Consider the following 13,427-nt stretch of genomic DNA (forward strand, 5'->3'; position numbering starts at 1 on the left):
GTCTTATTATAATCTTAGGATAACTTTTCCAATATATTTATAACGATAATACCCTGTAATCACTATTAATTTTATAAAATTAGACCGAAAGAATTACCTGCTCTCATATAAACAAATATTGCTAAACTAAATGATATACCCAACCCTAACTGATAATGAAGAAAACAGACTAAAAGCCTTAGAGGATCTTGAGATATTTGACACAGAACCTGAAGAAAGTTTTGACAGTATCACAAGTCTTGCTGCTTTTATTTGTGATGTTCCCATTGCTCTTATCACTCTTATAAATGAGGATACACAATGGTTTAAATCGAAAGTGGGGTTTGAAGTATGTAGTACAGACAGAGATTTTTCATTTTGCGCTCACGCCATAAATAACCCTTTAGAACTTCTTGAAATACAGGATGCCACTAAAGATGATCGTTTTAAAAATAATCCTCTTACAGTTTCAGATTCCCCGGTAATATTCTATGCGGGAGTACCTCTTTTATCTCACAACGGGCAACCTTTAGGATCTCTGTGTGTAATTGATAATAAACCAAACTCTATTAATGATAAGCAAAAAAAAGCTTTAAAGGACCTGGCACTTCAGGTAGAAAATTTATTTGAACTTAGACGAAAGAATATTCATTTAAGAGAAGCTCATACACTATTAAAATCAAAAAATGTTCAGCTTAAAGAGTTTGCCGGTACTGTTTCACATGATATGAAAATGCCGCTAGCCAATATGATCATAACATCTGATGTTTTAAAAGCTAAATACAGTAATCAGCTTGACGAAAAAGGTAAAGAATATCTATCTTATTTAAAGCAATCCTCATTGACGTTAAGTAATTACATTACAAATTTATTAGATTACTATGAAAGTGAAAATCTAATTATTGAGGATACCGAAGAGTTTGAGTTTAATTTGCTGCTTGAAGAAATTATAGATCTACTGAACATAAACTATGATTGTGAGATACATATTCCGGAAAAGGATATGCACATGACGGCAAACAAATCTGTTCTTACACAGATAATGATAAATCTCATCACTAATAGTCTTAAATATAATGACAAGGATAATCCTGTGATAGAAATTGTATGCAGTGAAGATGAAAATTACTATTATGTAAATGTGGAAGACAACGGCATAGGAATTCCAAAAAATAAACAGTCTCTTATATTTGAACTTTTTAGTACGGCGGTAGATGCAGATAAAGACGGAAAAAAAGGAAATGGCATTGGTTTGTCTACAGTTCGCAATTTAGTCACCTCGGCAGGAAGAAATATCTCGGTTTCCAGCCATGAAGGAGAGGGAGCCAACTTTCATTTCAGTCTTAAAAAAAAGCTTGTTATAATTAAATAGTACACATTACCACGCCTCTGCTACTTTTTCAAAAAAAAAATTTTCAGTTATTATAGAATCTCACTTCTAAAAGGATTGATCAACAGCATTAATTACACGTCCTATTACAAGAAAGATGTTTTCAGCTAAATTATTATTTTAAATTTGCTTCTAATTAGTAGATTATCTTGAACAATGTTAGTACTTTTATCGTTGCTCTTTTTTATAAAGGGTTAGCATAAAATTACCAGAATTATTGGGTTGTTTCATTGCGAGGCATTCTATTTAGGAAACTTATTTTCTATAAGGTGCTAAATTATAATTTAATTATAATTAATAATTATATTTATGCCTACTCCTGCTGCCAGACGCGAAAGAAAAAGACAACATGCCGTAGATTCTTACCAACTTGTTGATACACTTCCTGAAAGAAGTTATGACGATATTACAAAAATCGCTGCTTATATATGTGATACGCCTATTGCATTGATCACAATGCTTGATTACGATCGCAATTTTCTCAAATCACATTATGGCGTAGCTTTTAGCGAATCTCCCAGAAAAATATCTTTTTGTACACACGCTATACAAAGCGAGCAAGAAGTTTTTCTAATTGAAGATGCCCGTAAAGATGTCCGTTTTAAAGATAATCCACTTGTAACCGGTGACACGAAGGCTATTTTTTATGCTGGTGTACCGCTACGTGATAAAAACAATAATGCACTAGGTACTTTATGCGTTTTTGATCATAAGCCTAAGAAACTTGATAGTACTCAACTTTCAACTTTAAAAGCGTTGGCCAATCAGGTGGTAAACCTTTTTGAACTTCATAAGCAGCATTTAGAAAACAAACAGCTACAGGATAATCTTATCAAAAAGAATAACTTGCTAAAAGATTTTGCAGGCGTTGTTTCTCACGATATGAAGATGCCTTTAGCAAATATTATTACGACAACAGATCTGCTTAAAGCGAAATACAAAGAGTATCTTGACGAGAAGGGATTAGATTATTTAAACTACCTTAAAAGTTCATCGTTCTCTTTAAGTGAATACATAAACGGTATTCTTGAACATTATGAGAGTGATAATCTAACTATAGATCAACGTGAAGAATTTGATCTGCACCATTTGCTTGAAGATATAGAAGATCTCTTGAATAATGATTATTCTAACATAATTACTTTCCCTGAAGAAAATCCTACTATTTGCTGTAATAGGGTCGCCTTACACCAAATATTTATAAACCTTATTGGCAACAGCATTAAATATAACGACAAGAAAAATCCGGAAATTAATATAGAATATCGGGAAAATCATGAATATTTCGTCTTTAGTATAGCAGATAACGGCATAGGTATACCAAAGGAAAAACAAAACGAGATCTTCGATCTTTTCTTAGTCGCTGCAGATAAAGATAAGAATGGCAATCGCGGAAATGGTATTGGTCTTTCTACAGTAAAAAAACTCGTTACAAATCTGGGTGGCACAATTGAAGTACAATCTACTTTAGGAGAAGGAACAACTTTCACATTCACTGCAAGAAAAGCAGATATACCTCTACAGGTTGTGGGAAGCACTTCTAATATGCTGGATTTTAAATGTTAGTTGTCAAAAGCTTTTTATTAGGATAGAGTTTAACAAATAACCTGTATTTTCGTCTTTGGTAAAAGCAAGCCACACGTATGCAGTTTAAGAACCCAGACTTATTATACGCTTTATTTTTATTGCTTATTCCTATTTTGGTTCACCTCTTCCAGCTAAGGAGGTTTAAGAAAACACAATTTTCTAATGTGGCTTTTCTTAAAAAAGTGACGCAGAATACACGTAAAAGTTCACAGATTAAAAAATGGCTTATACTCTGCACCAGGCTTCTGGCTCTCGCCGCTCTGGTTATCGCTTTTGCCCAACCTTATCTTCCCCAGTCAATAAATGCAACTCAAGAACGGGAAACGGTAATTTACCTTGATAATTCTTTTAGCATGCAGGCTAAGGGAAGTAAAGGTCCTTTACTTATTCAGAGCATTCAGGAGATCATAAGCAACATTTCTCCCTCAGATAATTTTACGTTGGTTACACAAGACAAAGTATTTCGTGATCTCAATACAGAAAGAGACAGAAATACATTACTCGATATCTCCTACTCTACCTCACAATTAGACCCTGAAGCTATATATTTAAAATGCATGAATGCTTTTTCATCTAACGCTTCTACCCTAAAACAGTTTATAGCAATATCAGATTTTCAGGATGATGGCTGGCAGAACAACAATGCTTTAAACAATATTGAGCAACATTGGGTAAAACTTGAACCAGTTAACTACAGCAACATTTCTATAGATTCTCTTTCATTAGATCGCACTGCAAGTAATTATGAGGTAAGCGTCTACTTAACCAGCTTAGAGCAAAACGCAGCTACAGTTCCTATTGCATTGTACAACAATGACAAATTGATATCAAAAGCGGCAGCAGATTTTAAAGAAAATACTATAGCAAAAACAACATTTAGCGTTCCGCAGGATCAGGCTTTCGCCGGAAAACTCACAATTACAGATCCTGATCTTTTATTTGATAATAATTTCTACTTCAACATTGCAGAACCTCAAGCTATTCCTATACTAAGTATTAACAACTCAGACGACGCTTTTCTTGAAAAATTATATCCGGAGCCCGAATTTCAGTACAAAAAGACCGATTTTAAAGAGCTTGATTACAGCATAATACCTGATTATAAAGTTATTATTCTTAACGAAATAAACACTGTTCCATCTGCATTGGTCAATCCTATACAGGTCGTAACAAATAATGGGGGATCTATAATTTTAATTCCAGACATTACAGCTAAACCCGAAAATTACAACCTCATTTTGGGAGCTTATGGTTTGTCACCATACAAAACCCAGTCCCCAGATAAAAAGTTAGTTACCTCAATCAATTTTGATCACCCCGTTTACGATGATGTTTTTGAAAAAAGAGTAGATAATTTTCAATATCCTTCAGTTTCAAATTCATTTGTTTTTGATGCAAATGATAAACTGCTTTCGTTAGAAGATGGCAACGCATTTTTAGCTCAGAATAATGCACTTTTTGCATTTGCCAGCGCTCTTAATGAAGACAACAGTAATTTTAAAAATAGTCCCCTTATTGTACCTACTTTTTACAATATTGCCCGTCAGGCTGTGAGCCTACCCAAAATTTATTATACACTGGGTAGTGCTACAAAATTTGATATTATAAATGAATCTACAGGCGATGCCACATTAGCCTTGCGCAAAGACGGACTAGAATTTATACCTATGCAGGAGAAACAAGGAGATAAAATAACATTAGACCCCCAAGAAGGTCTGCAGACAGACGGTATTTATGATATTTTATTTAAAGACAACGTATTGGGCAACGTAGCGTATAATTATAATCGCAAAGAAAGTCACATTGCTCCTGTCTCTTTAAACGTACCTGATACGGTAGCTAAGCATGATTCTATAGCCGATGTTTTTACCGAGTTACAGCAGGCAACAAATCTCAACTTAATTTACAAATGGTTTGTTATTTTTGCATTGGTATTTCTGCTGCTGGAAATGCTCATCTTAAAATACTTTAAATGAAAGCACTTATAAAAAGCGCTAAAATACTTGACGAAAGTAGCCCGTATCACAACAAAATCGTCTCAATTCGTATAAAAAACGGTCTCATTACCGAAATTGGCGCAAATTTAATTGCTAAAGATGATGAAAAAGAAATCTCGTATGAAAATCTAAGCGTTTCACAGGGTTGGTTTGACAGCAGTGTAAGCATTGGTGAACCGGGTTATGAAGAACGAGAAACCATAAAGAACGGCTTACAAGTTGCCGCTTATAGTGGTTTTACAGGAATTGCCGTAAACGCAAACAGCAATCCTGTTATTGATACTAATTCTGGGATCAACTATTTAATAAGCAAATCTTATAATCACGCAGTAGAAATTTTTCCCATAGGTGCGCTTACGCGAGGCAGCGATGGCGTAGACCTGGCAGAACTTTATGATATGAGTCAGGCTGGTGCGGTTGCCTTTGGTGATTACCAGAAATCAATAGCTAACCCCAATCTTTTAAAACTAGCTTTGCAATATGCACAAGGTTTTGATGGTCTGGTGATCTCATTTCCTATAGAGAATGATCTTGTAGGTAAGGGAATTGCTAATGAAGGTATTGTTTCTACAAATTTAGGATTGAAAGGAATTCCGGCTCTAGCCGAAAGTCTACAAATTGCCAGAGACTTACATATACTTGAATACACCGGCGGTAAACTGCATATACCCACAATATCATCTGCTGAGTCTGTAGCATTGATAGCCAGAGCGAAAGAAAAGGGTCTTAATGTGACCTGTAGCGTATCGATCTCAAACCTGTATTTTACAGATAATATGCTTTTTGAATTTGATACTCATTTTAAAATGCTGCCACCCCTACGTTCTGAAACAGATCGTGAAGCCTTGATACAAGGTGTTAAAGATGGCGTTATTGATATGGTTTGCAGTGATCACAATCCACAGGATATTGAAAGAAAGAAGATCGAGTTTGATTATGCAGCTTATGGCACCATAGCTCAGGAAGCGACTTTAGGAGCTTTGTTAACGCTGGTTTCAGAAAGTAAAGCTGTTAAACTATTAACTGCAGGACGAAAACGGTTTGCACAAAAACCTGAGCCCATTAAAGAAGGTTCTGTTGCAAATCTCACTCTTTTCACTTCTAAAGGAAATAAAGTATTTACAGCAACAGACATAAAATCAAAATCTAAAAATGCCGCTTTTCTTGGTGCCAAATTAAAAGGTAGCGCTTATGGTATTTACTCTAACGATCAATTTATAGGTTTATAGATGAATACTCAGGAAATTAAAGAAGGCAAAACCATAGCAATTATTGCCTACATGACTTTTGTAGGAGCACTAATTGCATTATCAATGAATTCTGACGCTAAAAATAATTACGCCAGATTTCATATAAAACAAGCAGTAGGTATTCACCTGATACAAATCTCACTGGGGCTAATATTAAATGGCTTCGATAGCCTTTTAGTAATTGCTCCTTTTCTCATTTTCGTTTTAGTGCTTTGGGTCTATGGTTTAGCGAATGCTATACAAGGCAGTACACAACCCATTCCTCTTGTAGGTTCACTATTTCAGAAATGGTTTAAATTTATTTAATATATGACAAAATTCTCCTTAGAGCATTTAATAAGAAAGCCATCAATAACAACTGTTGGCAAACCTCCCCTACTTCTTTTACTACACGGTTACGGCAGCAATGAAGAAGACCTGTTCTCTTTTGCACCAGAATTACCGGGAGAATATTATATAATTTCAGCCAGAGCTCCTATGCCCATGCCTCCTTCTGGCAATGCCTGGTATACTATTTATTGGGATGCACCTAATGGAAAGTGGTCTGACGATAAGGAAGCTATTGAAGCAAGAGATCTAATCTCAAAATTTATTACTGAGGCTATTAAGACTTACGAACTTGACGAGAACAATGTAACCTTAATAGGTTTTAGCCAGGGAACAATTTTAAGCTATGCTGTCGCCTTGACTTATCCTGAAAAAATTAAGAATGTTGTCGCTTTAAGCGGATATATCAACACAGACATAACTCAAGTAAAAGAAGATAAATCTGCTTATAACAATTTAAATATCTTCTGCTCTCATGGTACAGTAGATCAGGTAATCCCTGTAAATGCTGCGAGAATGGCTCCGGCTTTTTTAAAAGAACTTGGTATTGAAACTACTTTAAAAGAATATCCGGTAGGTCACGGTGTCGCTCCACAGAATTTTTATGATGCTAAATCGTGGCTGGAGGCGCATAAATAAATTAATTACCCTGGGGGTATATCAGGCTTTTTATAGGCTCAAAGCTAATTACATTTTCCGGGCTTATGTCATATTGCAGAAGTAGCTCACCCCACCTTTTACCATCGCTAAAATCTGCAATGATCCATTTGTGATTAAGCACTTTCACCTTATTGATTCTAAAAACACCTATTGCATTTTCATAAGGAATAAGATCGTTCCCTTCTGTTGTGTTTCTGCTTATGATCTCATTTGAGATGCGCTCACTTAAACTATCAACATCAACTCCATACTTTTCAAAATAGGAATACGCATTTTCATTATTTTCTAAATTAAAATAACCTGCGTCCTGCAAGTTTTCATTTAATGCGGCAATACTATCTTTCGCAGAAGCGGTTTCTTGCTCTAATTGACCGATTTTTCGCTCTTTTGACTCGAAAATTTTCTTCTCATTTACATATTGAAAAACCACAAGTAATGCAGCAAAAAGGAAAAGATACATGAATATCTTATTTCTCATAATTCTTTAAAGATCTAATTGAAGCCCATCGTAGGCCAAATGAATATTTTCTGGTAATTTTTTCTCAACTTCAGCATGAAAACCCAGCAGGTGGCTAATGTGTGTGAAGTAGGCTTTTTTTGGTTTGACTTCAGCTATAAATTCTAAAGCCTCTTCCAGATTAAAATGTGAATAATGAGGTTCTTCCCGCAAAGCATTAACAACGATAACATCAAGGTCTTTTAACTTCTCCTTTTCTTCTTTAGCAATGGTTTTTACATCTGTTAGGTATGCAAAATTATTAAACCGATAGCCAAAAACCTGGAGTCCGCCATGAGAAACGTTAATAGGTGTAACAAGAATATCTCCTAAATTAAAACTCTTATTATTTTGTACTTCATTGATCTGCACATTAGGCGCTCCGGGATATTTATTTTCTTTCTGAAATATATAATCAAATCGACGCTCCAGTTCACCTATAACGCGTTTATGCGCATAAATAGGTATATCGCCCTGCCTAAAGAAAAACGGGCGTATATCATCAAGCCCTGCTGTATGGTCTGAGTGTTCATGCGTGAAGAGTAAAGCCTCCATATGGGTGACATTATGCTGCAACATTTGCTGTCTAAAATCTGGCCCACAGTCTACTACAAGGTTTTTTTTAGAGCTGCTTATAAGTATAGAAACCCGTAACCTTTTATCCTTAGGATCTGTACTCTTACAAACCGGATGGTTACTCCCAATAATGGGTATTCCCTGCGATGTGCCTGTTCCTAAAAATGTTATTTTCAAACTTGTGAATTTTAGAACAAAAGTAGTGTTATTTTTTTGTAACCCCTATCCTTTTGCTACCTTTGAGGCGTAACTTCAGACGTTGTCCTACACTAAAAAAATTGCACTATGCCCATTACAATTCAAGGTGATAAAGAGTTTGAAAATGTACCCTCTACGCATAATAAAGCACTTAGAATAAATCTTAACGAAAACATCTACGGCACTTTTGCAGAAATAGGTGCCGGTCAGGAAACGGTACGTCATTTCTTTAGAGCCGGAGGTGCAAGCGGTACAATTGCAAAAGCAATGTCTGCTTATGATAAAGATTTTAGTGACGCTGTTTATGGTATAGAAGATGACAGGAGATATGTGACCGAAGCTCGACTTAAGAAAATGTTGTCGCATGAAACAAATCTTCTGGAAAACAGAATCTCAAGAGAGAAACATCCTAATAAAATATACTTCACTTACGCCAATACGGTGGCGACTATAGATTTTGCTAAAAAATTTAAAGGTCACGGCTGGGTAGGTATAAAATATCAGGTAGAACCTCAATCTGAATTCAATGAGATAATTTTACACGTTCGTTTTCATGAAAATGATGCACGTTTACAACAGCTAACGCTTGGCAAATTAGGTGTAAATCTTATTTATGGTGCTTACTATAAATATGATTCTCCTAAAAAGTTGCTTCGCTATTTGTACGATCATATTGACAAAGATCAAATAGAGATCGATATGATTAACTTCTCAGGCCCCGTGTTTGAGAAAGTAGATAACCGCTTGATGAGTTTACAACTTCTTAAGAACGGATTTACAGACGCAGTAATGTTTGGCCCTGATGGTAACAACATACTTGCAGCTAAGATTCTTTATAAAAAGAACATCCTTGCTTTACGCGGTAGCTTTAGACCCGTTACTAAAGTGAATATGGATATGTACCATAAATCACTGGAAATCTTCCTCAAAGAAAATCGGGTTAAAAAGGAAAATACAGAGGTTTTATTTGAAATTACCTTATCTAACCTGCGCGCTGAAGGAGAAATAGATGAAGAAGATTTTATGGACCGTGCAAGGCTATTATGTAGTCTAGGTCAAACTGTAATGATTTCTAACTATCAGGAATATTACAGGCTTGTAGAATTTTTCTCCAGATACACAAAAGAGCGTATGGGCTTAGCCATGGGTGTAAATAATCTCGTAGATGTGTTTGATGAGTCTTATTACAGGCATCTTAGTGGTGGTATATTAGAAGCTTTTGGTAAACTTTTCTTTAAAGATCTTCGTGTTTATCTCTATCCTATGCAAGATCCTGAAACCGGAGAATTCACTACAAGTGAAAATCTTAAAGTACACCCTCGTATGAAAGAATTATATAAGTTCTTTAAATACAATGGTCGTGTAGTTGATATTGAAGACTTTAATCCAGATATACTAACTGTATTCTCGCGTGAAGTTTTACGCATGATCTCTCAGGGTGAAAAAGGATGGGAAGAAATGTTACCTGAAGGAATCCCGGAGATTATTAAAAATCAAAACCTTTTTGATTACAAACCCGCTCCCGTACAACAGGATTAAACTAAAAAATTATACTATAAAAATATCCTCTTTTTAATTGAAGAGGATATTTTTTTTGCACTTTATCAATACAAACATATATTTAGTCGACAATTATCAACACATAAGCAGAAATAAAAATGAATAATACTCTTATTTAATCGACAAAAAACACATTTTTAACGATTAAGTGTTAATTTTTCAATCTTTAAGTCATTTTATAACTGGATTTATAATATATTTGGCACATAAATAATTCAGACCCCAAATCTGTTGTTACTTGTGTACTATGAGATTGATTACGAAATATAGAAGTACCTGTCTATTTTTATTTACCTTTTTAACCTTATCAGAATTTTCTTACTCACAGGAAAATTCAAAAACAACTGACCATACTTGGTATACCATGTGGGCGAGTATTTCACCAACTGATTTCAATTACAATGTATCAGGAATTGGTCGTGATGACGCTCAGAATATCAATCAAAAACAATCCAGATGCGGTAAATCAACAAGCTTATTGACATTTGGACTTGGAGAAATAGCCGAAGACAACCAGGCTAATAAAAGTTCGTTCGCCAGTAACGAAGATTTTTTACTTTGGGGTAATGATAATGGCTCGCTCGAGCTTACTTCTACCATCTCAACAGATCTCAGTAAAAATTTAAATAATGAAAATCTTAAGACCGAGGTTGAATATACTCGCTTCTCTAGAATCTGGAAAGTAGCAGAAATGTATAAGTCTGGGGAAGGTGTCTCCAAAGTAGAGGTATCAATACCTAAAAGTGCATTTTCATACATACCCATTTCAAACGGTGCTTATTTGATGTTTATCTCAGATACTCCCACATTTGATGCTAATTCTGATTATGTTTTACTAAATGAAAATCAAGATCAACTTGAAGCCACTTATGACTTTAACGGTATAAAATATATAACTTTTGGTCACGCAACTGAAACTAAAAATGTGAGATCTATAAGCTTTGATGGTATTGATGATTATATAGACGCGGGGAGCGAACTTACTTTAAACAATACATTTACATTATCTGCCTGGGTAATGACTTCAGGAAATGGAACAATCATTTCAAAAGCTGACACAAAATCTAATCAGGGGTTTAAATTTGAAATAGACAGTAACGGTCATTCAACTTTTCAAATACTAAATGATGCCAGTATCAGTATTACTTCGTCAGTTATAATTCCTAAAAATGAATGGCATCAGCTGGCTGTTTCTTACAACGGTAATGAGCTCAAACTTTATATAGACGGCGTACGGGATACTCAAAAAGAACTTACATTAACGCAAATTTCAAACGACAATCCATTTTTAATAGGAGGAATTAAAGCTGGAAGCTCCACCACAGGTTTTTTTAAAGGAAGTATTGACGAAGTTAGAGTTTGGGATGCCGCACTTACCACAGTTGAGATAAGAGATTTAATGAATCAGGAATTGTCTGTACAAGACGATAGCTATATAGGGACACAACTCAATGCTAAAGAAACAAAAACTATATTATCTGCTCATAAACTAAAAGCATATTTCCCAATGCTTTCTTATATATTCAAAAGTATAAAAGATGAAAGCGGAAACGGATTCATTGCAAAGTTAAAAAACATCGATTCTGCAGATGAACAAACGGCTCCACTACCCTATCAATCAGTTTCAGATGGAAAGTGGGAAGATAAAAACACCTGGAAGAATGGCTCTTCACAACCTCTGCCTAATTCCAGATCTATTGTAGATAATACCACCATTATAGACTGGAATATCGTAAAGACGAGTCACAATATCTCTGTAAGCAAAGATATTACTGCTGCCGCTCTATATGTTGAGGATAATGAACTATCGCTAGACGATAATAGCCTAACGATAACAAATTATCTAAGTCTTGAAGGAGTCATTAATTTAAAGGGTGAGGCTCAATTAATTCAAACAGCTGGTAGCGAACTTGATCCTAAAAGTGCAGGATTTGTATTACAAAAGCACACGACAGGAGCAGATCTTTATCGTTACAACTATTTGTCTTCACCGGTGAGTCCGGAAAATACCTATGAAAATAACAGAGAATATACTGTCAAAAGGTCGCTAAAAGACAACAATTCAGGGTATTTACAAAACCTTAATTTTACGGGTGGTCAGGACGGTTCTGCCGGGTCACCGGTGACATTAAGTGCGTATTGGCTTTACACTTTTAAAAACAGAAATGGCGCTGAAGCGAAATGGCAGTATGTGGGTGAGAACGGCAAACTGAAAGTAGGCGAAGGTTTTACAATGAAAGGTCCCGGATGCGGTACTATGACAGATTCTTACACATATACCTTTAAAGGAAAACCTAATAATTCTACCGAAAAAACGCCAATAAACATCAATATTTCAGAAGGAAGTGAATATCTGGTTGGTAATCCCTTTGCTTCAGGAATTGATGCAGATCTATTTATAAAAAGTAATCCTTCAATAACAGGAACAATTTCCTTCTGGCATCACTACGGTGGTAAATCTCATCAGGTAAAAACTTTTGAAGGTGGCTATTCCAGATATAATCTTTCTGGAAGTGTGGCGGCGATTCAACATCCGGACACAAAAGCCCGTGGTCTTAAAGATTTTGAAGAAAGACCTGACCAGTTTATAGATGTAGCTCAAGGTTTTTTCGTTACCGCAAATTCAACCGGAAAAGTAAACTTTGACAATACAATACGCACTTTCGTGAAAACGAATAGACAAAAAAACGTTGAAACTACGCAAGACCTGCGCACAAAACTTCGTTTAGGATATTACTCACCTAAAAACCTGCACCGCGAAATACTTCTCACGCAAGACCCTAAAACGACTATGGGTATCGATAGAATGTACGATGCTATTACAGATGAAGAGCAGGAAGAAGATTTTTACTGGAATATCTCTGAAGAACGCGGAGTTATACAAGGCATACCTGAAATTGATAACCGAATGACCTTGCCGCTTGAGATCAAAATCGCGCAAAAGGGACAATTTCGCATTTCAATAGATGATCTTCAAAACTTTCCAGATGAGATTGGTATCGGTCTAAGAGACAAAGAAACAGATCTTATTACAAATTTACGATTAGGTGATCATACCCAAAGTCTCGATGCAGGCACGTATAAGGACCGTTTTGAAATTGTTTTTAAAATTTACAACAATACATTAAGTACATCTGCACCACTAGCGGCTAATGATATGGTTAAACCATTTTACAATAAACGCGCTCAAAACATTGAAATCACAAAGTCTGAGGCTATCATTGTTAATGATGCTTGCCTCTACTCTATTTTGGGACAGGAAGTACAAAAGTGGGATTTAACGCGCATTGCAAATTCTCAAAAGTTAGTTGTTAATCAACTAAGCGCGGGTACTTACATTCTCAAATTAAATACAGACAAAGGTGTGATCACTAACAAGCTGATGATAAACTAGTAATACTTTACTT

The 13,427-nt window shown here is 35.4% G+C and carries 10 protein-coding genes; 8 read left to right on the forward strand and 2 right to left on the reverse strand.

Annotated elements, in window-relative coordinates:
• Positions 1-130: 130 nt before the first annotated feature.
• The 6 genes from ACH3PA_RS16720 (at position 131) to ACH3PA_RS16745 (ending at position 7,169) form a co-directional block, all read left to right on the forward strand.
• Positions 131-1,351 carry an ATP-binding protein gene (locus ACH3PA_RS16720; protein WP_416442219.1) on the forward strand — a complete coding sequence of 407 codons (1,221 nt, stop codon included), beginning with the start codon at positions 131-133 and terminating at the stop codon, positions 1,349-1,351.
• A gap of 327 nt (positions 1,352-1,678) precedes the next feature.
• On the forward strand, positions 1,679-2,935 hold the full coding sequence (locus ACH3PA_RS16725) for an ATP-binding protein (protein ID WP_416442220.1): 1,257 nt from the start codon (positions 1,679-1,681) through the stop codon (positions 2,933-2,935).
• Between the two features lie 77 nt (positions 2,936-3,012).
• Positions 3,013-4,932, forward strand: a complete 1,920-nt coding sequence (locus ACH3PA_RS16730; protein WP_416442221.1) for a BatA domain-containing protein — start codon at positions 3,013-3,015, stop codon at positions 4,930-4,932.
• On the forward strand, positions 4,929-6,182 hold the full coding sequence (locus ACH3PA_RS16735) for a dihydroorotase (protein WP_416442222.1): 1,254 nt from the start codon (positions 4,929-4,931) through the stop codon (positions 6,180-6,182). Before ACH3PA_RS16730 ends, ACH3PA_RS16735 begins: the two co-directional genes overlap by 4 nt.
• Positions 6,183-6,509: a hypothetical protein gene (locus ACH3PA_RS16740; RefSeq protein WP_416442223.1), complete on the forward strand. Its 327-nt coding sequence runs from the start codon at positions 6,183-6,185 to the stop codon at positions 6,507-6,509.
• Between the two features lie 3 nt (positions 6,510-6,512).
• Complete coding sequence (locus ACH3PA_RS16745) at positions 6,513-7,169, forward strand: alpha/beta hydrolase (protein WP_416442224.1); 657 nt, start codon at positions 6,513-6,515, stop codon at positions 7,167-7,169.
• A gap of 1 nt (position 7,170) precedes the next feature.
• Here ACH3PA_RS16745 and ACH3PA_RS16750 read toward each other — a convergent pair whose 3' ends face one another.
• Entirely contained in the window at positions 7,171-7,668 is a 498-nt protein-coding gene (locus tag ACH3PA_RS16750) for a hypothetical protein (RefSeq protein ID WP_416442225.1), read from the reverse strand.
• A 6-nt stretch (positions 7,669-7,674) separates the two neighbouring features.
• The gene (locus ACH3PA_RS16755; protein WP_416442226.1) at positions 7,675-8,439 is read right to left on the reverse strand and encodes an MBL fold metallo-hydrolase; all 765 of its coding nucleotides are present in this window, start codon (positions 8,437-8,439) and stop codon (positions 7,675-7,677) included.
• Between the two features lie 108 nt (positions 8,440-8,547).
• Here ACH3PA_RS16755 and ACH3PA_RS16760 point away from each other — a divergent pair, with 108 nt between their 5' ends.
• On the forward strand, positions 8,548-9,999 hold the full coding sequence (locus ACH3PA_RS16760; RefSeq protein WP_416442227.1) for a TonB-dependent receptor: 1,452 nt from the start codon (positions 8,548-8,550) through the stop codon (positions 9,997-9,999).
• A gap of 268 nt (positions 10,000-10,267) precedes the next feature.
• Positions 10,268-13,414: a LamG-like jellyroll fold domain-containing protein gene (locus tag ACH3PA_RS16765; RefSeq protein WP_416448292.1), complete on the forward strand. Its 3,147-nt coding sequence runs from the start codon at positions 10,268-10,270 to the stop codon at positions 13,412-13,414.
• Positions 13,415-13,427: the final 13 nt, after the last annotated feature.

It is taken from the genome of Leeuwenhoekiella sp. A2 (assembly GCF_047946655.1).
In the GTDB taxonomy this organism is placed as follows: Bacteria; Bacteroidota; Bacteroidia; order Flavobacteriales; family Flavobacteriaceae; genus Leeuwenhoekiella.

Excerpts from the sequence above, each read along its gene's own strand:
- ACH3PA_RS16730 (WP_416442221.1), top strand. The coding sequence starts at position 3,013 with ATGCAGTTTAAGAACCCAGACTTATTATACGCTTTATTTTTATTGCTT.
- ACH3PA_RS16745 (WP_416442224.1), top strand. The coding sequence starts at position 6,513 with ATGACAAAATTCTCCTTAGAGCATTTAATAAGAAAGCCATCAATAACA.
- ACH3PA_RS16735 (WP_416442222.1), top strand. The coding sequence starts at position 4,929 with ATGAAAGCACTTATAAAAAGCGCTAAAATACTTGACGAAAGTAGCCCG.
- ACH3PA_RS16725 (WP_416442220.1), top strand. The coding sequence starts at position 1,679 with ATGCCTACTCCTGCTGCCAGACGCGAAAGAAAAAGACAACATGCCGTA.
- ACH3PA_RS16740 (WP_416442223.1), top strand. The coding sequence starts at position 6,183 with ATGAATACTCAGGAAATTAAAGAAGGCAAAACCATAGCAATTATTGCC.
- ACH3PA_RS16750 (WP_416442225.1), bottom strand. The coding sequence starts at position 7,668 with ATGAGAAATAAGATATTCATGTATCTTTTCCTTTTTGCTGCATTACTT.
- ACH3PA_RS16720 (WP_416442219.1), top strand. The coding sequence starts at position 131 with ATGATATACCCAACCCTAACTGATAATGAAGAAAACAGACTAAAAGCC.
- ACH3PA_RS16760 (WP_416442227.1), top strand. The coding sequence starts at position 8,548 with ATGCCCATTACAATTCAAGGTGATAAAGAGTTTGAAAATGTACCCTCT.
- ACH3PA_RS16765 (WP_416448292.1), top strand. The coding sequence starts at position 10,268 with ATGAGATTGATTACGAAATATAGAAGTACCTGTCTATTTTTATTTACC.